The following is a 24,217-nucleotide window of genomic DNA, read 5'->3' on the forward strand; positions in this document are numbered from 1 at the left end:
TTATCCCTTTTTGTTCTCAAAGCAGACTCCGACACCGTATGATGCGGCTCCGCAGCCGAGACAGCCGTTTCTGCAATTGCTTGATTTATTGCCGGCAAGCGCATTTTTCCATTCGCGAAGAAGGAAATCTTTAGTGACTCCGCAGTTTAATATATCCCAAGGGAAAACCTCGTCGTCGCCTCTTTCCCTGACTGTATAGAACATAGGATCAACTCCGCATTCCTTAAAGGTATCCATCCATACGTCGAATTTGAAATATTCTCCCCATGCATCAAAAATACAGCCTTTTTGATAAGCTTTAAGAATAACGTTGCAAAGCTTTCTGTCTCCTCTTGCAAGAACACCTTCCATCATACTCGCATCAGCTTCGTGCCAGTTGTACTTAATATGCTTCTGGTTAAGCTGAGACATAATGCCTTTTCTTGTCTTATTTGCCTTTTCAAGGAATTCTTCCTTTGTATTCATAGGCGCCCACTGGAACGGAGTAAACGGCTTGGGAACAAAGAAAGACGTACTTGCAACAATATCAATGGTCCTTCCGTTTCTTTTTTCCTTAGGAACGGTATCAAAATACTCGGCGGCAACTTTATTGGCTATCTCGCCGATTCCGAGTATATCTTCATCGGTCTCTGTCGGAAGTCCAAGCATGAAATAGAGCTTAACTTTGTTCCAACCTCCGAGAAACGCTTCGTGTGAGCCTCTTAAGATATCTTCTTCTGTAAGACCTTTATTGATAACGTCTCTCATCCTCTGAGTTCCGGCCTCGGGCGCAAATGTAAGACTGCTCTTTTTTACATCCTGAACCTTACTCATTACATCAAGAGAAAACGCATCGATTCGAAGAGACGGAAGTGAAATGTTTACCTTTCTCTCATTACAGCTCTTTATCAGGAAATCAATGAGCTCCGGGAGCTTGGTATAATCACTTGAACTTAATGAACTAAGTGAAATTTCTTCATAACCGGTATTTTTTAATGACTCTATCGCAAGTTTCTTGAGGTGCTCAACATCTTTTTCCCTAAGTGGCTTGTAAAGCTGTCCCGCCTGGCAGAATCTGCAGCCTCTGATACAGCCTCTCATGATCTCGAGCACAACTCTGTCCTGAGTTATCTTGATATAAGGAACAACGGGTTTTGTTGGGTAAAAAACACTTGATATTTCTAAACACATTTCTTTTTTAATGGTTTTTGGAATATCATCGTATATCGGAAGCATGGACTTTATCGTGCCATCTTCCTTATATTCAACATTATAGAGCCCCGGAACATAGATACCGGGCATCTTTGCGCACGCATGAAGGAAATCTTCCCTTGAAGTTCCGTCGGCCTTACACTTTTTATAAAAATCAAAAATCTCTCTGTATCTTGTCTCGCCTTCGCCTATATAGAATATGTCAAAAAAGTCTGCGATAGGTTCGGGATTGTATGTGCACGGGCCTCCGCCTATGACAATCGGATCGTCCCATGTCCTGTCCTTTGCAAGGAGCGGAATCTTTGAAAGATCCAGAATCTGCAGAATATTTGTGTAACACATCTCATATTGCAAAGTAAATCCAAGGAAGTCAAAATCCTTGATAGGATCCTGAGATTCCAACGCAAAAAGAGGAATGTCCTCTTTTCTGAGGACCTCATCCATGTCGAGCCACGGCGAATAAACGCGCTCACACCAGACGTCCTCAAAAGAATTGAACATTCCGTATAAAATCTGTATTCCCAGATGTGACATACCAATCTCGTAAACATCAGGAAAACACATGGCGAAACGAATATCAACCGCTTTTTTATCCTTTGTAATGCTGTTGACCTCGTTTCCTATGTATCTCTCAGGTTTTTCGATACTTAAAAGTATGTCATCTGACAGTGCTAAATTGTAATTCATATTTTTTCCTTATCGTCTTGACAGTTCGTCGGTAATATCCTCCCAGCTGACATTTTTTTCAGCCATAAGGACCATCATATGATACAGGAAATCAGAAATTTCGTAAACTATTTCTTTTTCCTCGGGATTCTTTGAAGCAATAACAATCTCCGTTGCCTCTTCTCCGAGCTTCTTAAGAATCTTGTCCACACCCTTGTTGAACAGGTAATTTGTGTAAGAACCCTCTCTGGGATTGACCTTTCTGTCTTTAATAACATCGTAAACGCTGTCGAGAACCTTCTGAGGATTCTTCTCAGTATAGTTCTTGCTTGCAATCTCATTAAAGAAACAAGAGTACTTTCCTGTATGACATGCAGCTCCGATCTGCTTAACCTTTGCAAGAATCGTATCGTAATCACAATCTGTGTAAAGAGATTTCACATACTGATAATGTGAGCTCGTCTCGCCTTTTATCCAGAGCTCATTGCGGCTACGGCTGTAATATGTCATCTTACCTGTCTTGATCGTTGTGTTATAAGCTTCCTCGTTCATATAGGCAACCATAAGCACCTGATCGGTACGGTAATCCTGAACAACAACAGGAACCATTCCGTCTGAGTTCTTCTTGAGCTGATCCCATGAAAATGCAGCTTCAAGTCTGAATAACGGAATTCCCTCGCTCTTGCAGACATCCTTCCAATCATTTATCTTTGCGTAGTTCTTATTTACATAAGTTCCTGTAACGCCCTGAACTTTTTCATTCTTAAGACTTTCTACAAGGCCGTTGTCATCGCAAGTTTCAAGGAATAATACAACGGGTAAAAGAGAATTCGTCTTAAACTTACCTTCATCTCCGATAAATATAAGCTCTGAAGCAAGCTCATCCACATTTTCGATATCATCTGTAATATCCTGAGGATTGCTGTAGCAAATGCCTATCTTATCTTTTCCGAATTTGCTTGAAACTTCTTTAAGGATTTCTCTGTTGCCCTCTTTTGAATAATTAAGAAATGCTTTCTTGCATCCGGCGTATATGAGCTTCTTGATATCCTCCATGCGCTTAACGTTTCCGGCACCCATTACTTCAACGTCTACAGCTTTGCATATCTTCTGAAGCATATGAAGTGAATCTTCATGGAGTTTATCGTCTCCCTCAGGTGAAAGATCAAAGACTATGATTTCATCTGCGCCCGCGTCTGAATAAGCTTCAGCAAGGGCTGCAGGGTCTTCACTGATAACATCTGATTTCTTAAAATCCGACCAAGCCTTATTTTCACACAGATAAATGCAGGGAATAAATTTCTTATTGTCATTCATAATATTAGAGGGCTCCTTTTGTACTAAGTACATCTTTTATTCTGGGATCGAAACATGTAGCTTCATCAAGCGATTTGGCAAAAGCCTTGAACATAGCTTCAATCTTGTGGTGTTCGTTATATCCTGTTATCACTCTGAGGTGAATGTTCATCATTGCCGCATAAGATACAGCATAGAAAAATTCGCTTACAAGCTGAGTGTCGAAATCTCCGACCATAGGTGCATTAAACTCGGCATCCATAACAAAATAAGGTCTTCCGCAAAGATCTACAGCACTCATTACAAGTGTCTCATCCATAGGAAGGATCTTGCTTCCGTATCTCTTTATGCCCTTTTTATCACCGATAGCTTCAAGAATCGCCTGTCCAAGCACTATTCCGGTATCCTCAACCGTGTGGTGTCCGTCGACATCAAGGTCGCCTTTAACCTTCACCGTAAGGTCAAAAAGACCGTGTCTTGCAAATCCTTCGAGCATGTGGTCAAAAAAACCGATTCCTGTTGAAATATCACTCGTACCTGTTCCGTCAATATTGATGGTAACAGTAATCTGAGTCTCTTTTGTGTTTCGGGTAACACTTGCAATTCTGTTATCCATAGCTTGTGTCTCCTTATAGTTAAGTACAAAATGTTGTTGTTTTTTGAGTACGGAAAACCGTAAACTTGCATTTTATGGACTTTTTAGAAAGTACACTTGCAATTTTAAAACAATTATATACAATTGCAAATATGTATTATCGTTATTTACGATATCATGCAATATAATAACAATCGCAATAAATCACTCAAATCTGACAGCTATAGAGTTTGCATGTGCTGTAAGTCCTTCTTCTTTTGCAAATAGTTCGATATCTTCGTGAACCTTGCTGAGAGCATCTCTCGAATAAGAAATGATGCTTGTTTTCTTCATAAAATCGTCAACATTTAAAGGTGAGAAGAATCTTGCCGTCCTGTTTGTGGGAAGAATGTGATTGGGGCCTGCAAAATAATCTCCGAGAGGCTCAGAAGAATAAGCTCCAAGGAAAATAGCTCCCGCATTCTTTATCTTTGTCATAACTTCATACGGATCTTTTGTAATGATCTCAAGGTGCTCTGATGCGATCGCGTTTGCTGCATCTACAGCGGCATCCATATCATCCGCTATGAAAATATATCCGTAATTATCAAGAGATTTCTTGATGATATCTGTTCTTGAAAGTTCCTTCAAAAAGCATTCTATCTCTGCAGAAACATCATTTGCAAGCTTCTCTGAAGTAGTAACCAGTATTGCACTTGCAAGTTCATCGTGTTCAGCCTGTGAAAGAAGATCTGCGGCAACGTATCTTGCATTTGCGGTCTCATCCGCAACAACAAGAATCTCACTTGGACCTGCAATAGAATCAATAGAAACATGTCCGAAACATGCCTTCTTTGCAAGAGCTACGAAGATATTTCCGGGACCTGTGATCTTATCAACCTTGGGAATACTCTCTGTTCCAAATGCCATAGCGGCGATAGCCTGAGCTCCGCCAACTTTGTAAACTTCTGTAACACCTGCGATATCTGCAGCAACTAAAGTTCCCGCATTTACCTTGCCGTCTTTACCGGGAGGTGTGCACATAACAATTCTCTCAACGCCTGCAACCTTGGCAGGAACAACATTCATAAGAACGCTTGAAGGATAAGCAGCCTTACCGCCGGGGACGTATACACCCGAAATCTCGATGGGAAGAATTCTCTGACCGAGGATACTTCCGTCTTCTCTTGTGTCAATCCATGAATTTCTCTTTTGCTTCTCGTGGAATACGCGGATGTTTTCAGCACTCTTTTTCATTACTTCAACAAACTTAGGATCAAGTTCCTTGTAAGCAGCCTTGATCTCGTCCTCTGTAACCCTGATATTTGAAGCGCTGAGTTCGCTCTTATCAAACTTAAGAGTGTATTCGAAAACAGCCTTATCGCCGTTTTTCCTTACGTTATCAATTATATCATTAACAATATTCTCATATTCTGTGTAGCTTCCGGGATTTCTGTTTAAAAGATTTCCAAGGAGTTCGCTCTGTGTTTCTTCTGTAAGCTTTAATGTACGCATATCTTATAAATTCTCCTTCATAGCATTGATGAGCTTTCTGATTCGCTCGGTTTCCATCTGCATGCTAACCTGATTAACGATCACTCTTGCAGACAACGGACAGATTTCTTCAAGAACCTCAAGTCCGTTCTCTCTAAGCGTAGAGCCTGTCTCAACTATATCCACGATAACATCCGACAGATTAACGATAGGTCCAAGCTCAACAGAGCCGTTAAGCTTGATAATATCTACAGTCTGATGCTTTTTGTTAAAAAAGTAATCCTTTGCGATATTGGGATATTTGCTCGCAACACGGATCATCTCACGATGCTCCAAAAGACGCTTCGCATCATGCGGTCCGCAGACACACATTCTGCATTTTCCGAATCCGAGGTCCAAAACCTCATAAACGCGCCTGTTTTCTTCCAGGATAGTGTCCGCACCGACAATTCCGATGTCTGCGGCTCCGTACTCAACATAAGTCGGTACATCGGGGCCTTTTGCAAGGAAGAACTTGAGGCCGAGTTCCTCATTGGTAAAAATAAGTTTTCTCGTCTTTTTATCAAGTACTTCTTCGCATTCAATCCCGCATTTATTTAAAAGTTCCATTGTGTCTTTAACAAGTCTGCCTTTTCCAAGTGCAAAAGTTAAGTATCTCATGTCTCCTCCGATCATTCTGCCTCCAAAGCAACGTTAGTGCCATTTTGTCTAAGTTCTTTTGCTTTGCTGAGCATTTCTTCAAAATTATCCTCGTTATATGTGATTACAACGCGCTCAGATTCATGCTCAACTGTAGCATTCTGTCTGTAAAGCGCTGACATAAGATCGTCGATTATGATCGAGAATCCGATTGAAGGAGCATCTGCTCCGTACTTTCCGAGAAGATTGTCGTATCTTCCGCCTTTTGCAATAGCATCTCCCACGCCGTATGTATACGCAAGGAAGATCACTCCTGTGTAATAATTGAATCTGCTGAGGATTCCAAGGTCAAAAGAGACATATTTTTCAACACCATAATTGGTAAGAACCCTGTAGAGATCCTTAAGTCTCTTTATCGCATCAAGTGAACGCTTATTGCTCACTTCGCTCTGTGCCTTATCAAGAGCCTTGTCTGTTCCGATAAACTCAGCAACCTTACCGATAAGACCGCGGTATTTCTCAGGAACGTTTCTCTCGCTCAAAATTCCTTCAACAGCAAAAATATTCTTGTCAATGATCTGCTCTCTGATTTCTTCCTCAGTCTCGGCATCAATCCCGGCTTCCTCGCAGATTCCCTTGTAGTAATCCGCATCACCGATACTGATCTGGAAATTTGTAAGTCCCGTGCTCTTAAGTGCCTCTATCAAAAGAGCTATATTCTCGGCATCGGCATAAACTGATGAATCATTCATAAGCTCAACACCGATATTGTTATTCTCTTTAAGCTTACCCTGAAGACTTGAAGTATTAAGGAAAGTCTTGCCGTTGTAGCAAACTCTCACAGGCTTTGAATCTTCAAGCATCACCTTTGATGCACATCTTGCAATCGCAGGTGTGAAGTCGGGTCTTAAAACCAATGTATTTCCGTCTTTATCAAAGAACTTGTAGAGTTCACGTGCGTCGGAAGCATTTATCTCCTCTGCAAAAACATCAAAAAACTCGAATGTAGGTGTGTCGATATCGCTGTAACCATAGCTTTTTATAACGTTATGAATCTTATTTTCAACGATAAGTCTGTCGCTATATTCACTACCGTAAATATCACGTACTCCGTCGGGAGTATGTAGAAGAACTTTATTCATAAAAACCTCGCTTAATTTAAATGTCATTTTAAATAAAAATCTTTATATATACTTTAGAGACGCGCAGTAAAAAATATTTTCACTTTAGTATTGCGCAGTGCTAATTAATTACTATACTACAGAGTTTAACATCAATTTTATAAAGCTGTCAATCACTTTTGTTATCTGGCATCCAAGTCTTTTTGGAGTGCATCCAGATAAGGAATAAGGAGACCATTTTCACCCGGAGATCTGATCACATAATCTTCGTCAAGTTCCTCGTGCCTGAAACTTTTTCTTCCGCCGTTCTCCGCTCTCTCCCAGAATTCGTACAGCTTTCTGAACGGGAGATAATAAAATTCATTAAGTCCTGTGTAATATATGAGAAAAAAAGCTACTCCTTCCTGCTTTTCAAAGTTTTTCATAAATTCAACCTGATGAGGATGGATATTTTCAAGAGCAAACGTCTCAGCTGCGCACTCTTTTGCATCAAAGCAAACGGGAATTCCCTGCACAACACCTATATAATCGACGGTACTCTTTTGATCAAAATAAGCAAGCGTGATATGCCTCGTACTCTTATCAATCTTTATAGGCGTGATCGGAGTCGGAATCTTCTGGATAAGCGCAAGCGAAAGCTCATGGTATCTTTCGTTAGTCCTGTTTATAAGTTCTTCCAAAGTCGAGCCTCGAAGTCCCCTCGATTTCCATGTAGGCATATTTTTCCCCTTTTATTCAAAGAATCTGCGCAGCAGTGCCTTTTTATCAGTCAAAAAATTTATCGTAAACATCGGGAAGATTGGTCTTAAACTCTCTTCCCCTGATATTTTCAAATTCATCGGGCATATCATCCGGAAAACATACCCTGTAGCAAAAAAGAAGCTGATGATTAACTCCTTTGTACGTCTTTCCTCCGTATTTCACATCGCCTATAAGCGGATGTCCTATACTCGATAAATGCGCCCTTATCTGATGTGGCTTTCCTGTAACAAGCTTAACTTCAAGCATTGTAAGATCCGCATCTTTGTTATATTTAACCGGAACAATTTCCGTTTCAATATAAGAATATCTGTCATCATGAGGATCGTCTTTTTTTATAAAGACCTTGTTTTTCTTCTCGTCTTTATAAAGAAATCCCTTCAGATAAATATTCTCAGACAGATTGCCCGAAACAATAGTCCTATAATATTTATCAAGGTTTCTGGTCTTTAGAAGCGCATTCATTATCCTTGCGCCCGAAAGCGACTTTGCGCAAATGACGATTCCGCCTGTATTTCGGTCAAGCCTGTTGCATATGGACGGCTTGTAGATATCAAGCTCTTTTGTCGCTTCGCTGTTCATGGACAAAAGATAATCAATAAGCCAGTCATTTAAACTGATATCTTTAGGAGAACTCTTTTGCGAAAGGAGTCCTACAGGCTTTGAAGCAAGAAGAATATTGTCATCTTCATAGACAACCTTTACATCCCCGTATTTAGAAAGATCTATCTCTTTTTCAGAATTCTTAAAACTCTTAATAGCGTCAGAATTTCCTTTGAATTTCGCGAATGTTTCATCAGAAAAAAAGATCTTAATAAGATCGTTTTCTCTGAGTTTCTCTGTTCCGTCGGCTTTCTTGCCGTTAAGAGTTATATTCTTTTTACGCAGCATCTTATAGATAAATCCGCTGCCAGCTCCGGGCAGATACCCTTTTAAGAAGCTGTCCAGGCGCTTTCCGGCCGCATTATTTCCGATTTTAATTTCTTTCATGATTATCCTTATAATGAAATGGATAAAAGAATTGATGCCGGAGTTTGTGTTGTTCCGGGAATCCAGCTCTCTTCAATAGCTACAGGATCGATACCCTTATCTGCGCGCAGTTTCTCGAGCTGAGTAAGTCTGTCGCAGAATTTATCAATATCTGTAAATATCTTTATGCTGTGGTTTGAATAACCGCTCTGAGCGATCATCTTCTTGATGTGCTTCTCACAGTCAATCTCATCAATATCTTCATCAGACGAATAGCAACAAATATTCTTATCAAGAACAGTTGTTGCCGATACATAGAAGTTTTTGTCATAAGAAGTTATAACATGATCGTAGTGTATAAGAAGGCCGCCTCTGCAGGCTTCAATCTTATTTTTGTCACTCTCTATGCAGCCCTTTGCTTTAATGAACATTATCATATTTACTGCGCTCCAGCCCGTAGGAAGACAGCCGAGGGCCGCGATAATACTCATTACATTCTTTTGAGAGCCGTATTTCCAAAGACCAGCTACGTATATCCCGACAGTAATTGCAAGACTTATCACCGTCCTGATAATCGCAGCATTTTTCCTGTATTTGATATAACCAAATTCGCCCTTATATACTCTGTGCAGATTCAATTTATTCACCCTCTTATTTTAAAGCCCTAATTTCCTCATCTCTTCATTCGTAAGAGCTCTGTATTCTCCGGGCTCAAGTTTTTCATCAAGAAAAAGCGGCCCCATTGAAAGTCTTTTGAGAAAAAGAACTTCATTTCCGACCGCTTCAAGCATTCTTTTAACCTGATGAAAACGGCCTTCATGAATAGTAAGTTCGATAACGGGATGCCCGTCAAGGTCTGCTTCCTTTGCGCAAACACGAGCAGGAAGCGTAGCCTTAACGGAACCGTCATCGTTTTTATCACCGATATCAACTCCGTCAGTAAGTCTTTTGATATCATTCTCAGAAAGCTCATGGTCAATATGAACTTCATAGACCTTATCTACGTGCTTTTTGGGAGATAACAGCTTATGTATCAAAACGCCGTCATCTGTTATCAAAAGAAGCCCTTCGGTGTCAATATCGAGTCTTCCGCAGGGACTTAGATCCCTTATATTTTCTTCCTTCAGAAGGTCAAGTACCGTTGTGTTTCTCTTATCATTTGTCGCAGACACTACTCCTGCCGGTTTATACAGCATGAAGTAGTGAAAACGTGCATAAGAAAGCACTTTCCCATCGAAAGCAATCTCATCGGAATTTTCATCAATGTGTACATCAGGTTTAACGACAACAACGCCGTTAACCGTACAACGACCGTTTTTCAAATATTCTTTTATCTGTTTACGGGTTCCTAAATTGTGGTCACCCAGATATTTATCGAGTCTCAAGATCAATAATCCTTTACAGGAACAGCGTTACTTTCCTTGCCAAGTTCATAGATATTGTATGAACGGCATACGATAACGGGATTCTCATAACCTGCGGGAACCTTTACATTATAGGACTGTGTCTCCTTAGATCTGTCCCACATCTGGAAAGGACTGAAAGTCTTACCACCGTCATAACTGTATGCAAAATAAGCAACAGGACTCTGGTTATCCTTTGTAGTCATCTGAACAAGAACGTTTCCGTCCTTCTTGCTGGATGCAAGAACCTTTATCTCGCAGACATCGGGACCTGTCTCATCCTGACGAACAGGGCCTGCGGGTGCGGGTGTGGGATCATACTTAAATCCTGAGAAATCAGCACCTGTCTTTGAAGACTTAAGCTTGAAATACTTTGCAACAGCCGTTGCATCCTTTACACCGAGCTGAGCATAGAAGTTAGGTGACTTAACCTTCTGAACATCATAACCGTGATCGATGTAAGCGTGCTCGATGATTACACCGGGAATATTTCTTGCCGTACATGCTCTGATAACGCCATAGTAATCTACGCCCTTAGAACCGATTTTGGTCTTTACGCCCTTCTGATATACTCCGAGGCTTCCGAGCTCTGCAAGCTCGATTTTACCAAAATCCTGTCCCTTCTGGTACTGATTACCGAATGCCGATGTCCAAACTTCACATCCGTAGAAATTATGATCCTTGGATGCATTGAAATGAAGACTGAACAAGAAATCAGCATTTACGCTCTGTGCAAAAGCAGCTCTGTCCTCAAGTGAAAGACCCTGATCCGCACTTCTTGTCAAATATACAGTTACATTGTCGTACTTCTCAAGTTCTACCTTCATTGAATTAGCAACCGTAAGGTTGATATTTTTTTCAATAAGACCGTTATACTCCGCACCACGGTTGTCCGCGCCGTGACCGGGATCGATAACGATAACTACCGGCTTGTCAGCTGCGTTTGAAGTAACTGTGGTTGTCGGCAATATGCCGCTAACCGACAATAAAACAGCTGTAGCAATTGTTGCGATACATCTTCTCATACTACTCTCCTCTTTCTTTCTAAAACTAACTGTGGTTCCTGCAAAAAAATGTAAAAAGCTGTCGCAAATAAGCGGCAGCTTAGATATTCCGTTTATCCGTTTAGCATATCAAGGTTAATGGCTTCCTGTTCCGTTATACCCTGAACCTGTTGCTCTTCGGTGGCAGCTCCTTCTGCGGGAGCTGTGTTTGCCGGAACAGTCTCGGGCGGTCTGAGATCGGCCCTGTTGGATTTGATAACCTCACCGTACTGGGTAAGAGCTGACAATACACTGTCTGTACTCTGTGAGATCTCTTTTACCATATTGATGCTGTTCTGCTTTATAGTCTCAACAATATCATCGGTGCTCTTACTTGTGACATCGATTGACTGAGTGATGATGTCCTCAACTCCTGCAAGGAGCTGGTCTGTATACTGTACAGCTGCCGATTTCATGCTGTTAGCTTCAGTCATAGCGTTGTCCAGGATTTCTTTTGCCTGAACAGCGGCCTGTGAAACGACTTCATTGGCCTGAGCATAAGCTTGCTGCATAATCTCATGCTCATTTATAAGTTCATTTGTTTTTATTGTAGCCTGATTTACGATATCTTCGGCTTTTCTGCGCGCATCGTTTAAGATGGCTTCTTTGTTGCTGATGATTTTCTGATATTTCTTTATCTCTTCGGGAGTTTTTGAGCGAAGCTCACGTAAGAGCTCGTCAATCTCCTCTTTATTGACAATAATCTTTGTCTGTGACAAAGGCTGAGGCTTACAATTATCGATATAAGTCTCTATCTCATCAATTAACTGCTCGATTTTGCTGGTCATTTATACATCCCCCTGATCTTTCTGTTTTTCAAACTTTTGGTATAGAGCTTTTGCGACAAAATCTGAAACACAAGGTGATATATCACCTTTATAACTTGCGACCTCTTTTACCACAGAGCTGCTAAGATATGAGTATTTGATATTAGTTGTGAGGAAAACCGTATCGACCTCATCGTGCGACAGTTCCTTATTGGTCTGCGCGATCTGGAGTTCATATTCGAAATCGGTTATCGCTCTTAATCCTCTTATAACAATATGAATGTCTTCTTTTTTGCAATAATCGATCAAAAGTCCGCTGAATGATTCGACAACTACATTATCAATTCCGATTACGGATTCTTTAATCATTTTAACACGTTCATCCAGTGTGAACAATGGAGTTTTCGCTGAATTACACATTACGGCGACAATAACTTTGTCAAACATTGAAGCCGCACGTTTTATAATGTCCAAATGTCCGTATGTTATGGGATCGAAACTGCCCGGATAAACCGCTGTTTTCATAGCGCTTCCTTTCTATACAAAAAGACATGCTTATTTGTTTTATATTCTTTTTCGCGTCTGACTTCAAAACCGTAATCTTCAGCGAATGAAAAATCCATATCAGCCGAACTCTCAACAATTATCATTGTATGTTCGGTCACGTATTTCATCGTTCCAAGCTGGGCAAGCGTTCTCTCGTAGAGCCCTTCATGATAAGGAGGATCGAGGAAAATAATATCAACTTCTTCCTCGTGAATATTCCTTAGTCCGATAACAACGTCCTGCTTAAGGACTGTGGCATCTTCTTCAAAATGCGTCGTCTTTAAATTCTGCAAAATGCACTTATAAGCCGCCGCGGCGTTTTCGATAAAATACGCTTTGGACGCGCCTCTTGAAAGCGCTTCGATACCAATTCCGCCGCTTCCCGCAAAAAGATCGAGAAATACAGCGCCCGGTACTTCGTTCTGGATCATATTAAAAAGTGTTTCTTTTATCCTGTCCTGAGTCGGTCTGGTATCGTTTCCTTCAGGGGTAACGAGCTTCAGCCTTCTTGCAGTTCCCGCAATTACTCTCATATCCTTACCTTTGTTCCCTTAGTATCTCTGCTTGTTATCTTAAGATGGGCAAGCTCCAGCTTTTTACTGTTGTGCTCAACAGTCATTTCTTCAAGGTCATTCAGATAATAAACGTCTCTTACAAAATCATTTTTTCCAAGTCTCATTCCGCGAACGCCGACAGCCGTCTTCTTTTTCTCGGGAATCGTATCAACCGGGAATCTTAAGAAATAACCATCCTCTGTTCTAAGTATAACAGTCTTTTGCTCTTTAAGCACTTCTACACTTACAAGTTCATCGCCGTCCGTAAGTTTTGTCGCTGCAACGGTTCTCTTGGAAACATCGAATTCGCCGCCGTTTACCGTCTTCATCATAGATGACTTTGTGGTAAAGATAAGTCTGTAGAGATTAAGCTCAGACTGGCTTGCGACAAGAACAACACTTTCTTCGGAAGCGTTGTAATTGCTCACATTATCGATCGGAACGCCCTTATCCCTCATTTTTCCTTGAGGAAGGTCCATAGCCTTTATGGTATGCAGGTTACCTGCACTTGTGAAAAGACATACTTTTCCTGTGTTCTTCATTACAAACGAATACTTGAATTCGGCTTCGATAGTCTCTTTGTTTCTCTCATATGTTGAAGCATCGATTGTCTTTGCATATCCGAATCTGTCCATGATAAATGCAACATCGATCTCCTCAACGGGCTTTTCTTCATATACGGCATTTTCCCTGTTATCGATAACAGTCTTTCTCTTTGCCTGATACTCTTTCTTGATCTTGCCGAGTTCATCCTGGATAACCATGGACATTGACTCGTGACTTTCAAGAATATCCTCGTATCTGTATATGTTTGCGACCGTTTGCTCGTGTTCCTTGATAAGAGCCTCTAGCTCAAGTCCTATGAGCTTGTATAAACGCATCTCAAGAATGGCATCAGCCTGTCTTTCGGTAAAAAGAAGCTGCGCAGCCATTGCTTTTGATTCTCTTGATTTAAAGTTAATACCTTCGGTAACGCCGTTTACAAGGCAGTTCTTAGCCATAGCCCTGTCTTTTGAACCACGTAGAACCTCTATTACAAGATCGATCACATTGCAAGCCTTGATAAGACCTTCCTGGATCTCTTTTTTCTCCTGTTCCTTCTTAAGAAGGGTTGTATACTTTCTTGTTGCTATCTCAAACTGGAAGTCTGCGCACGCCCTCATGATATCTCTAAGAGACATTGTCTCGGGACGTCCGTTATCGATAGCAAGCATATTAACGCCGAATGTATCTTCGAGCTTAGTCTTCTTGTAAAGAAGATTTGTGAAGTTCTCGACATCTGTATCTTTCTTAAGTTCAATAACGATTCTCACACCTTCTTTTGAAGACTGGTTTGAGATATCGATGATGTCGTTGGTAATCTTCTTTTCAGCAAGCTCGGCAACATCAGCCATGAACTTACCGATTCCCATACCGATCATAGTGTAAGGAATCTCTGTGATGACAAGATTGATATGTCCGTTCTTGCCCTTTTCAGTTTCGACCTTACCTCTTAACCTGATCTTACCGGTACCTGTCTCGTAGATATTAAGAAGCTCGTCCTTGTTGATAACAACGCCGCCTGTCGGGAAATCAGGTCCCTTAATATACTTCATGAGCTCTTTTGTCGTAAGCGAGTCATTCTGTATATATGCAATCTCGGCGTCTATTACTTCAGCGAGATTGTGCGGAGGCGTGCTTGTTGCCATACCTACCGCGATACCTTCCGAACCGTTTATAAGAAAGTTCGGTATCTTAACGGGAAGAACCGAAGGTTCTCTCTCGGTCTCATCAAAGTTTGGAACAAAATCAACCACGTTCTTGTCGAGATCTTCAAGGAAATTCTCCTGAGTAAGCTTTGAAAGTCTTGCCTCGGTGTAACGCATTGCAGCTGCGCCGTCGCCTTCAATATTTCCAAAGTTACCGTGACCGTCAACAAGAGGAACAATCTTTTTAAAATCCTGAGTCATAACGACGAGACAGTCGTAAATTGAGCTATCGCCGTGAGGGTGATATTTACCCATGGTATCGCCGACAATTCTCGCACTCTTTCTGTACGGTCTGTCATATCTGATACCGAGTTCATACATATCGTATAAAGTTCTTCTCTGAACAGGTTTTAATCCGTCTCTTATATCAGGAAGCGCACGAGCAACGATTACGCTCATGGCATAGTCTATGAACGACTTTTGCATTATATCCGAATACTCGGTCCTTATAATTCTGTCTTCCATATTTTCCCCTTTAAATATCTAACTCAGCATCTGTTGCGTGCTGATGAATAAATTCACGTCTCGGAGGAACATCCACTCCCATCAAAAGCTCGGTCATCTGAGAAGCCATCTTGGCATCCTCAATCTCGACCGCTTTTAGAAGTCTTCTCTCGGGATCGAGGGTTGTTTCCCAAAGCTGCTCGGGATCCATCTCACCAAGACCCTTGTACCTCTGAAGAGTGAAGTTTCCTTTGTGTGTATTTCTGTATTTTACAAGAGCATTGTCATCGTAGAGATACTCTTCCTTGCCTCTTGCAGGCATAGCCTTATAAAGCGGAGGCATAGCAATATAGACATGTCCCTGATATATAAGCTCGGGCATGAATCTGTAGAAAAGAGTAAGAAGCAGTGTCGCAATATGTTCACCGTCTACATCGGCATCAGCCATGATTATGATCTTGTCATATTTAAGTTTATTTATATCAAAGTCGTTGCCGTATCCTTCGGAAAATCCGCATCCGAAAGCATTGATCATTGTCTTTATCTCAGCATTTGCAAGAACCTTGTCGATACTTGCTTTCTCGACGTTAAGTATCTTACCTCTGATAGGAAGGATGGCCTGATAATTTCTGTCTCTTGCCATCTTCGCACTGCCGCCCGCGGAATCTCCCTCTACGATGAAGATCTCGCACTTAGACGCATCCTTACTTATGCAGTTTGCAAGTTTTCCGTTTGAATCAAAGGAATACTTCTGCTTTGTAAGCATGTTTGTCTTGGCTTTTTCTTCCGTCTTCCTGATCTTTGCAGCCTTTTCCGCACAGCCGATGATAGACTTAAGCGTCTCAAGATTTCGGTCAAAAAATCTTGTCATCTCATCGCCTGTTATCTTGGAAACGATCTTTGCCGCATCTTGATTATCAAGCTTAGTCTTTGTCTGGCCTTCAAATCTCGGATCGGGATGCTTTATGGAAACAACGGCAGTCATACCGTTTCTAACATCTGTTCCCGTAAAGTTTACGTCTTTTTCTTTTAATATATTAAGTTCACGGGCGTACTGATTGATTATGTTGGTAAACATAGTCTTAAAGCCGGTAAGGTGCGTACCACCCTCGGCATTATAGATATTGTTACAAAATCCGAGTACGTCCTCATGGAACTCATTTACATACTGGAAAGCAACCTCGACTTCCACACCATCGCTCTCGCCTCTGAATGCGATAACATCGTGAACAGCCTCTTTTGACTTATTCATATCGCGAATAAAGCCTGTAATACCGTCCGGCTCATGGAACTGTGTATATTCCTCGACACCGGGTCTTTTATCCTCGAATATTATTGTCAGTGAAGGATTGAGATAAGACGTCTCGTGAAGCCTTGATTTGATATCGTCTTCCTTGAATCTTGTCTTTTCAAAGATGGTATTGTCGGGAAGGAAATTGATCGTTGTTCCCGTTTCCTTTGTTGTGCCGATCGGCTCCAAAAGGCCGTTCTTAAGCTGAGTTGTGGGGATACCTCTCTCATAGGTATCCTGATAGATATATCCATCTTTAAAGACTTTAACGCTCATTCTTGAAGAAAGCGCATTAACAACCGATGAACCTACACCATGAAGTCCACCGCTTGTTTTATATGAATTATTATCAAATTTACCGCCGGCGTGAAGTGTTGTCAGAACGATACGTTCAGCAGTCACTCCCTTTGCGTGCATACCGACAGGAATACCTCTTCCGTTATCGGAAACCGTTGCGGAACCGTCTGCTTCCAAAGTCACCTTTATCAAAGTACAAAACCCGGCCAAATGCTCATCTACCGCATTGTCCACAATCTCATACACAAGGTGATTAAGGCCTCTTGTGGTTACGCTTCCGATGTACATTCCGGGACGTTTTCTTACCGCCTCAAGACCTTCAAGGACAGTAATACTGGAAGCATCATATGAATCATACGAAGCCATAAATTATAAACCCCTTTTCATCTTTATGCTGTGGTTTTGACGGCAGATATATATTATATTTTGCTCTGATTGTGCCAAACACTCCAATGAGCCCCATGGTCTCATTTCCGTGGCACAAAATCGCAAAATATAATATATATCTGCCTGTATAAAACTACAGTATAAATCATTTTTTAATAATATTTTTGTTTCGCGTACTTAAAAATGTAATTTTCTCGTTACCGTTACAGCGAGCGCGCCGGGACCGATGTGGCAAGCGACGGAAAGAGAAAGCGGATCCATGTGAATGTCCATTCCGGGGAACTCTTTTTCGAGCTCTTTCTTCCACTCGTTTGCCGTGTCGATATCCTTTGTATAGGCAGCAGCTATCCAGTAGTCATTGGCTTTCGCGCCGCCAAAACGCGTCTCGATATCGTTCTTTATCGCATTTATCATTATACTCTTGCCCTGACTGCTTGTTCTTGCTTTGGCAAAAGCATCAAGTTTCTCGCCCTGAATCTGAAGGACGGGTTTAAGTCTGAGGAGTGTTCCGAGTGCTGCGGCAGCAGGTGTGATCCTTCCGCCTTTTTTGAGATAATAAAGCGTATCGAGCATAATATAGATACTCGACTCGAACTTGGTATCCATGAGCTTCTGAACAATTTCTTCCGCAGAGTAGCCTTTTTCAGCCATATCTCTTGCGTCAATTGCAGACTGTCTCTGTGTTACGGATATTCTCTGGTTATCAACCACGAATACCTTGCCTTCATACTCTTCCTGAGCAAACATATATGCACTCTGACAAGAGCCCGAAAGTCCCGAACTCATGGGAATATAAACGATGCTTTCATGATCTTTTAAAAGCTCGTCCCAAATTTTCATAAGAGAATCAGGAGTAGGCTGACTTGTAGAAACGTTGGCATTGTCGCCAAGCTTCTCATAGAACTGCTCCTGTGTAAGATTTATATCTTCAAAGAACTCTTCTTCGTCAATCATAAAAGGCATGGGAACTACATGAATGCCAAGTTCCTTTGCCTGTGCCTGCGTTATTCCGCTGTTACTGTCTGTTAATATCGCTATTTTTGCCATAAATATTCATCGGTAAAAAGCCGATATTCCTCCTATTTTCAACCTAATCAACTAAAATAATATTACTTTTATAAAGTAGTAAAGTCAACAAAATTTGCCGATTTAGTACTTAACGTACTTCTAAGTACACTATATTGTATATCGTCAAGATTCGGATCTTCGGATAAAATTCTGTCCGCGTCCATCGACGCCTCCTTCAAAAGGTCGCTGTCATGATAAATATCTCCGATCCTGAAATTAAGTTCTCCGCTCTGCCTTAGTCCGAACAATTCTCCGGGGCCTCTCTGCCTTAAATCTTCCTCCGCAATCTTAAATCCGTCATTTGACTTGTTCATTATATCAAGGCGATTTTTTGCATCATCAGACTTTGATGTGTTCAAAAAGATGCAATATGACTGCGCATTCCCTCTTCCCACGCGTCCTCTGAGCTGATGAAGCTGCGAAAGCCCAAATCTCTCGGCATTTTCTATCATCATAACCGTCGCGTTTGGAACATTGATTCCAACCTCGATTACCGTCGTTGAAACAAGAACATCTATATCCTTACGCGCGAAGGCTTCCATTATATCATCCTTCATCGAAGGTTTCATCTTACCGTGAAGCATTGCAACGGAAATATCGGTCGGAAGCATGGATTTAAGCTTATCCGTATAGTCCGTAACATTCTCAACGCCGTCAAGCTCGCCTTCTTCGACCATTGGACATATCACATACGCCTGATGTCCCGCTTTTACCTGGTCGCAGATAAATTTATACGCGGTATTTCTGTAATCCGTTCCTACAACGCAGTTCTTGATCGGAATTCGGCCACCCGGAAGCTCATCGATTATGGAAATATGAAGGTCTCCGTATAAAATAATGGCAAGCGTCCTTGGTATAGGCGTTGCACTCATTGCCAGAACATGGACGTTTTCTCCCTTGCCTGCAAGAGCTTCTCTTTGGCGGACGCCGAATCTGTGCTGCTCATCGGTTACGACAAGAGCAAGGTTCTTGTACTCGACTTTATCCTGTATAAGCGCATTTGTTCCGATGATGCAGTTTACTTCGCCTTCTTTTATCATCCTCTGCGCTTCTCTCTTATCTTTTGCAGAAAGAGCTCCGGTCAAAAGAACCGGTTTAAGGCTTGTAAGTCCGTATTTCTCGATCATTTCCTTGAAACTCTCAAAATGCTGGGCCGCAAGTACCTCCGTAGGCGCCATTATTGCTCCTTGATATCCGTTTGCGGCAGCAGTTAAAAGAGTAAGAAAAGCAACCACGGTCTTTCCCGATCCCACATCTCCCTGAATAAGCCTGTTCATGACATACGGACCGGAGATGTCGTTTATGATATCGTTATACGCATTAAGCTGCGCATTTGTAAGCTTATACGGAAGTTTTTCCAAAAAACGCTTTGCCTCTGCAACTTCCATCATGGGAAAAGTATTTTTGTTTTCTTCCTGAAGTTTTTTTAAAAGTCGAAGTTTTAATACAAATATGAAAAATTCATTATAAGCAAGCCTTCTTCTTGCCTGCTCCAAAGAAGCTTTGTCTTTTGGAAAGTGGATACCGTAGATGGCATCAAAAAAGCTCATAAGTCCAAGTCTTTTGATGATATCTTCAGGAACAAATTCTTCGAATCTGCCCGCGTTATTAAACGCCTTCTGAACAGCCTTTGTCACGGTATTGTTGCTAAGACTCTTTACAAGAGGATATCTTGGCATAAGTTTGCCGCATAGAGCCGCGTATTCTTCAGGTTTATACATTTTAGGCTGGTCTATGGTAAAGAAGTTACCTTTTTTCCTGACTACTCCTCTGAAAATATGGGCCGTTCCGGATTTTAGGGAGCTTGCAAGGTAAGGCGCATTAAAATAAGTCATCTTAACTCTGCCCGTCTGATCTCCGCCTTCAAAAGAAATGATAGAAAGATTTCTTATACTTCTTTTCATAATGCTTCCGATGATCGTAAGAGAAACGGCGCAGACTTCACCTTCTACAAGTTCTGATGCGCGAATGGGAGCTTTGAACTCATCATAAGTTCTGGGAAAATAGTATATAAGGTCTCTGCACGTAAAGACACCGCACTTATTAAAGAGCTTCGCCGTCTTTTCTCCGATTCCTTTTAGATTTTCAACAGATTCTGTAAGTTCTCTTTCTCCCATACCGGTCCTCGTTTTAGATAAAAATTATGTCTTATATAAAGTAAATATAATGAAAAAGCCGGGCTTTATTGCCCGGCCGGTATTTACAATAATTACTCAGCTGAAATAACGTAGTAATAAATAGGCTGTCCGCCGTTTTGAAGCTCAACGTCGCACTGAGGATATTTCAAGGTAATCCTATCCTTAAGATCCTGAGCATCACTTTCTTTGATCTCATCACCATAATAAATACTGATAAGCTCGAGATCGTCATTCATCATCTTGTTGAGCATGTCAAAAGTAACATCGGACATGTCAGTACCAACAGAAAGAATTCCGGAATCGCCGATTCCCATGAAGTCACCCTGTTTGATCTGAACATCATCAATAACAGTATCTCTTACGGCGTAAGTAACTTCACCGGTCTTAACTGTTGTGATAGCTTCTGTCATAGCAGCTACATTGTCATCAACCGGAATGTCAGGAACATAGTTTATGATCGCAGTAACACCCTGAGGTACAGTCTTTGAAGGAACAACAATTATCTTCTTATCCGAATCATCATCCTCAGACATGATTGCAGCCTGATTTGCAGCAAGGATAATGTTCTTATTGTTGGGAAGAACAATTACTGTATCTGCATTAACCTTCTCAACCGCATCAAGAATATCTGCGGTACTGGGGTTCATTGTCTGTCCGCCCTCGATAACGTAGTCAACGCCAAGACCTCTGAAGATCTCGGCAAGACCTGCACCTGCGCATACAGTAACAAATCCTACATCCTTACGAGGCATCTTGGGCTCTTCCTTAGGAGCAGGCGCTTCATCCTTTGTCTCAGGCTCTTTTGCAGCCGCAGTATCAACCTTAGCATTTTCTTTTGCCTCTGTCACAGTCTCAGCCTTAGCGTCAGACTTATTCTCAGAAACAGCCGATGAATCTACTTTTCCTGCAAGAGGAATATTCTCATCATTAGGTTCGTATGTAGGAGTGAGCTCAGCTGCTCCGTTTATCTCTGTCTCGATCTCTGCCCATGAACCGTCTTTGTTTTCATGGAAGAGCTTCTCTCTGTGTTCCATTCTCATGTTGTCGATCTTCATATTGGAAAGCTGACCGTACATGAGAGCTCTCTGGATCGCAAGTCCGGGATCGTTTGAATGAACGTGAACTTTGCAGATCTCATCATCGGCAACAAGAACGATACTGTCACCGATAGACTCAAGGAATCCCTTGAAGTCAATTTCCTGTTTTACATTAAGAGGCTTGTTCAAAAGAACTATAAACTCGGTACAGTAACCGAATTTGATATCAACCTCTTCCTGAGCAGATTCTTTTGCCCTTGCACCGGGGGTAACCTGCTCTTCAGTGATAGAAAGATCTATCTCTTTTCCAAGGAATCCGTCAAATGCTCCCTTGAGCACCTGAACAAGTCCCTGTCCGCCTGAATCTACAACGCCGGCCTGTTTGAGAACAGGAAGCATCTCAGGAGTCTTTGCAAGAACTTCCTCGGCATATTTAATAACTTCATCGCAAAAATAAGTGATATCTGTTGTGCCTTCTACAGCGAGTTCGTGAGCCTTCTCTCCGGCCCCTTTGGCAACCGTAAGGATTGTTCCTTCCTTCGGCTTCATAACTGCCTTATATGCAGTCTCAACAGCCTTGTCAAAAGCTTCTGCAAGTATTGCCACATCAACTTCATCATGCTGCTTAACAACTTTGGTAAATCCTCTAAGGAGCTGTGAAAGGATAACACCCGAGTTACCTCTTGCACCTCTCAAAGAACCTGAAGAAATAGCTTTACAAATTGCTTCCATTGAAGCGTTGTCGCCCAGATTTGATACTTCTTTTGCAGCAGACATGATAGTCATTGTCATGTTGGTACCTGTATCACCGTCCGGAACGGGGAAAACATTGAGTTCATTTATCCATTCTTTTTTCGCTTCCAGATTCTTGGCGCCGCTTAAAAACATCTTAGCCAGCAGTTTAGCGTCAATTATATTATTACTCAAAACAAAATTCCTCCTAGAACTTGATCTCTTGGCTTAATCAATCACGCGGACACCTTCGATGTAGATGTTGATCTTCTCGATTTCAAGCCCCGTAAATTCCTCTACTTTATATTTTACATTGTCGATCAAATTGTCTGAAACAGCTGAAATGCTAACCCCATAAGCAACAATTACATGGAAGTCAAGTATCAGTTTGTTATTTGCATCAAGAGAAACGTTAATTCCTCTTGTCATCGAATCAATCTTAAGAAGACTCACAAGTCCGTCTTTTACATTAACATTTGCCATCCCAACAATACCGAAGCACTCCATTGCTACAGCTCCTGCGTACTGAGCGATTACTTCGTTGTCAATAGATATACTACCCATGTGAGTATTCATAGAAGAAGCCTTCATATTTACCCTCCTTAATACCCGAAGCTCTTTAATTCTCATGGAGCTCCGTTTTAGCATACACATGTATTATAATAGCAATTTATCGAAAAATAAACCATATAATTTTTAGCGACATATTTTTTCGTATATTTTGCTTGCAATTCTGTTTTTCTTCTGCTAATATATCAATGTTGCGGATATTTGCAATAATATGCTATTGAACGAACATGGCTTATAAGGAGGTGTCAAAATGGCTAAATGTGATATTTGTGGCAAAGGCGTTCATTTCGGTAACAATGTAAGCCATTCTCATAGAAGATCTAACAGAGTTTGGAATTCAAATGTTCACCGCGTTGCTGTTAAAGTTAACGGCGGCACAAAGAGAATCCACGTATGCGCTAGCTGCCTTAGATCTAACAAGGTTGAAAGAGCTTAATAAGATCAAAAATTAAACCACCCTGATGGGTGGTTTTTTGTTGTAGATTTTTAATATAAAAAGAACAGCCCCCTCATACATCCGGAGCTGTCCGTATAATTAAAACAGTTTATTAGTCTCATACTACTGAAGGAATTGAGATTCCGTGTTCAGAAAGTAATTTTTCGGTTGCCGACAAATCGAGTCCAAGCTCTTCTGCAGCTTCACCAAGTGTAAGCTTGCCCTTTTTTACCAAGGAAAAAACTGTATTTTGTTTCCCTTCCGTTTTTCCTTCTTCTCGTCCTTCTTCTCGTCCTTCTTCTCGTCCTTCTTCCTTCATTAGCTCGCCCCATTTAATCTCATCAAACTCAGTTAAGCACATATCAACAACCTCCTTTCTATGGATTGTCAAAAACTCTTTTAAAACATTATTTTTTATGCAATCTTCAACAGATTTATTGACCGCATCTTTAATATTCATTGTTTTATTGTTTTCAATTACCTCTTCGACAAAAGTCGAATATTCCTTTAGCATCCGACATTTTTCAAGAATATCTCTGTTTTTGTCAGCACGTATATTGATCATCGTAGCTGTCCATTCGAATTTTCCGGGCTCTGTTTCACCAATAAAAGCAGATGATAGCTTTAGCTCAATTACATCATCCGGCATCTTGGACGAATCACCATTATAAAAAACAATATACTTTGGAGCTGGAATTCTTACAAGTTTGGACATATATAGGCTTTCCGTATTAGGTAAAATTTTCCTGTATAAATCTGCAAAATACAGCAAGCCTCTCAATGGCATATTCGGATTATATGTACTCTGATGCTCATATAAACTAAGTGATGAATCAAATATAAATGAAACATCATTCTTGGCTTTCATGTAAATAACATCTTCCAGCGTTGTAAATTCAAGTTCATCCTCATTTGTATATGATGTACCATTTACTGCATTATATAAACTAAGCGCATTCTCTTTGCTTTCTCCAAAAAGTTTTCTAAAAATAGTGTCTTTATAATTTTTGTTTATCTTTACATCCTTGTTAGCGGTCATGAATCATC

General features: G+C 41.1%; 22 protein-coding genes. 1 reads left to right on the forward strand and 21 read right to left on the reverse strand.

What is annotated here, in order from left to right:
• The 20 genes from DL92_RS0102345 to DL92_RS0102440 all read right to left on the reverse strand — a co-directional run bounded on the left by DL92_RS0102345 (window position 1) and on the right by DL92_RS0102440 (window position 22,755).
• A complete protein-coding gene (locus DL92_RS0102345; RefSeq protein WP_026666782.1) occupies window positions 1-1,878 on the reverse strand; it encodes a TIGR03960 family B12-binding radical SAM protein in 1,878 nt (625 codons plus the stop codon).
• A gap of 9 nt (window positions 1,879-1,887) precedes the next feature.
• Entirely contained in the window at window positions 1,888-3,174 is a 1,287-nt protein-coding gene (hisIE, locus tag DL92_RS20610; protein ID WP_026666783.1) for a bifunctional phosphoribosyl-AMP cyclohydrolase/phosphoribosyl-ATP diphosphatase HisIE, read from the reverse strand.
• A 4-nt stretch (window positions 3,175-3,178) separates the two neighbouring features.
• Window positions 3,179-3,769 carry an imidazoleglycerol-phosphate dehydratase HisB gene (hisB, locus tag DL92_RS0102355; RefSeq protein WP_026654861.1) on the reverse strand — a complete coding sequence of 197 codons (591 nt, stop codon included), beginning with the start codon at window positions 3,767-3,769 and terminating at the stop codon, window positions 3,179-3,181.
• A gap of 183 nt (window positions 3,770-3,952) precedes the next feature.
• Window positions 3,953-5,242, reverse strand: a complete 1,290-nt coding sequence (gene hisD, locus DL92_RS0102360; RefSeq protein ID WP_026666784.1) for a histidinol dehydrogenase — start codon at window positions 5,240-5,242, stop codon at window positions 3,953-3,955.
• A gap of 3 nt (window positions 5,243-5,245) precedes the next feature.
• Window positions 5,246-5,881 (reverse strand): ATP phosphoribosyltransferase, encoded by a 636-nt coding sequence (gene hisG, locus DL92_RS21215; RefSeq protein WP_026666785.1) that lies wholly within the window; start codon window positions 5,879-5,881, stop codon window positions 5,246-5,248.
• Window positions 5,882-5,892: 11 nt separating this feature from the next.
• The gene (hisZ, locus tag DL92_RS0102370) at window positions 5,893-7,002 is read right to left on the reverse strand and encodes an ATP phosphoribosyltransferase regulatory subunit (RefSeq protein ID WP_026654857.1); all 1,110 of its coding nucleotides are present in this window, start codon (window positions 7,000-7,002) and stop codon (window positions 5,893-5,895) included.
• A 161-nt stretch (window positions 7,003-7,163) separates the two neighbouring features.
• On the reverse strand, window positions 7,164-7,700 hold the full coding sequence (locus DL92_RS0102375; protein ID WP_026666786.1) for a Holliday junction resolvase RecU: 537 nt from the start codon (window positions 7,698-7,700) through the stop codon (window positions 7,164-7,166).
• Window positions 7,701-7,746: 46 nt separating this feature from the next.
• Complete coding sequence (locus DL92_RS0102380; RefSeq protein WP_026666787.1) at window positions 7,747-8,730, reverse strand: RluA family pseudouridine synthase; 984 nt, start codon at window positions 8,728-8,730, stop codon at window positions 7,747-7,749.
• A gap of 8 nt (window positions 8,731-8,738) precedes the next feature.
• Window positions 8,739-9,347, reverse strand: a complete 609-nt coding sequence (locus DL92_RS0102385; RefSeq protein ID WP_026666788.1) for a hypothetical protein — start codon at window positions 9,345-9,347, stop codon at window positions 8,739-8,741.
• Window positions 9,348-9,365: 18 nt separating this feature from the next.
• The gene (locus DL92_RS0102390) at window positions 9,366-10,097 is read right to left on the reverse strand and encodes a pseudouridine synthase (protein WP_026666789.1); all 732 of its coding nucleotides are present in this window, start codon (window positions 10,095-10,097) and stop codon (window positions 9,366-9,368) included.
• Window positions 10,097-11,137, reverse strand: coding sequence for an N-acetylmuramoyl-L-alanine amidase family protein (locus DL92_RS0102395; protein ID WP_026666790.1), 1,041 nt, complete (start codon window positions 11,135-11,137; stop codon window positions 10,097-10,099). Before DL92_RS0102395 ends, DL92_RS0102390 begins: the two co-directional genes overlap by 1 nt.
• A gap of 92 nt (window positions 11,138-11,229) precedes the next feature.
• Entirely contained in the window at window positions 11,230-11,943 is a 714-nt protein-coding gene (locus tag DL92_RS0102400) for a hypothetical protein (protein WP_026666791.1), read from the reverse strand.
• Window positions 11,944-12,447 carry a pantetheine-phosphate adenylyltransferase gene (gene coaD / locus DL92_RS0102405; RefSeq protein WP_026654850.1) on the reverse strand — a complete coding sequence of 168 codons (504 nt, stop codon included), beginning with the start codon at window positions 12,445-12,447 and terminating at the stop codon, window positions 11,944-11,946.
• On the reverse strand, window positions 12,444-13,001 hold the full coding sequence (gene rsmD, locus DL92_RS0102410) for a 16S rRNA (guanine(966)-N(2))-methyltransferase RsmD (protein ID WP_026654849.1): 558 nt from the start codon (window positions 12,999-13,001) through the stop codon (window positions 12,444-12,446). The genes coaD and rsmD overlap by 4 nt, the downstream gene beginning before the upstream one ends.
• Window positions 12,998-15,235 carry a DNA gyrase/topoisomerase IV subunit A gene (locus tag DL92_RS0102415; RefSeq protein ID WP_026654848.1) on the reverse strand — a complete coding sequence of 746 codons (2,238 nt, stop codon included), beginning with the start codon at window positions 15,233-15,235 and terminating at the stop codon, window positions 12,998-13,000. The genes rsmD and DL92_RS0102415 overlap by 4 nt, the downstream gene beginning before the upstream one ends.
• Before the next feature lie 10 nt (window positions 15,236-15,245).
• On the reverse strand, window positions 15,246-17,168 hold the full coding sequence (locus DL92_RS0102420; RefSeq protein WP_026666792.1) for a DNA gyrase/topoisomerase IV subunit B: 1,923 nt from the start codon (window positions 17,166-17,168) through the stop codon (window positions 15,246-15,248).
• Window positions 17,169-17,366: 198 nt separating this feature from the next.
• On the reverse strand, window positions 17,367-18,236 hold the full coding sequence (locus DL92_RS0102425; RefSeq protein WP_026666793.1) for a DegV family protein: 870 nt from the start codon (window positions 18,234-18,236) through the stop codon (window positions 17,367-17,369).
• A 68-nt stretch (window positions 18,237-18,304) separates the two neighbouring features.
• A complete protein-coding gene (recG, locus tag DL92_RS0102430) occupies window positions 18,305-20,374 on the reverse strand; it encodes an ATP-dependent DNA helicase RecG (protein ID WP_026666794.1) in 2,070 nt (689 codons plus the stop codon).
• Window positions 20,375-20,466: 92 nt separating this feature from the next.
• Complete coding sequence (locus DL92_RS0102435) at window positions 20,467-22,359, reverse strand: DAK2 domain-containing protein (protein ID WP_026666795.1); 1,893 nt, start codon at window positions 22,357-22,359, stop codon at window positions 20,467-20,469.
• Between the two features lie 33 nt (window positions 22,360-22,392).
• On the reverse strand, window positions 22,393-22,755 hold the full coding sequence (locus DL92_RS0102440) for an Asp23/Gls24 family envelope stress response protein (RefSeq protein WP_026654842.1): 363 nt from the start codon (window positions 22,753-22,755) through the stop codon (window positions 22,393-22,395).
• Between the two features lie 229 nt (window positions 22,756-22,984).
• On the opposite strand from DL92_RS0102440, the gene rpmB reads away from it, so the two are divergent.
• Window positions 22,985-23,170: a 50S ribosomal protein L28 gene (gene rpmB / locus DL92_RS0102445; RefSeq protein ID WP_026512990.1), complete on the forward strand. Its 186-nt coding sequence runs from the start codon at window positions 22,985-22,987 to the stop codon at window positions 23,168-23,170.
• Between the two features lie 118 nt (window positions 23,171-23,288).
• On the opposite strand, the gene DL92_RS0102450 is transcribed toward rpmB, so the two are convergent.
• Entirely contained in the window at window positions 23,289-24,209 is a 921-nt protein-coding gene (locus tag DL92_RS0102450; protein ID WP_026654841.1) for a hypothetical protein, read from the reverse strand.
• Window positions 24,210-24,217: the final 8 nt, after the last annotated feature.

The sequence above is a fragment of the Butyrivibrio sp. AE2005 genome, assembly GCF_000686965.1.
GTDB classification, from domain to species: domain Bacteria; phylum Bacillota; class Clostridia; order Lachnospirales; family Lachnospiraceae; genus Butyrivibrio; species Butyrivibrio hungatei_A.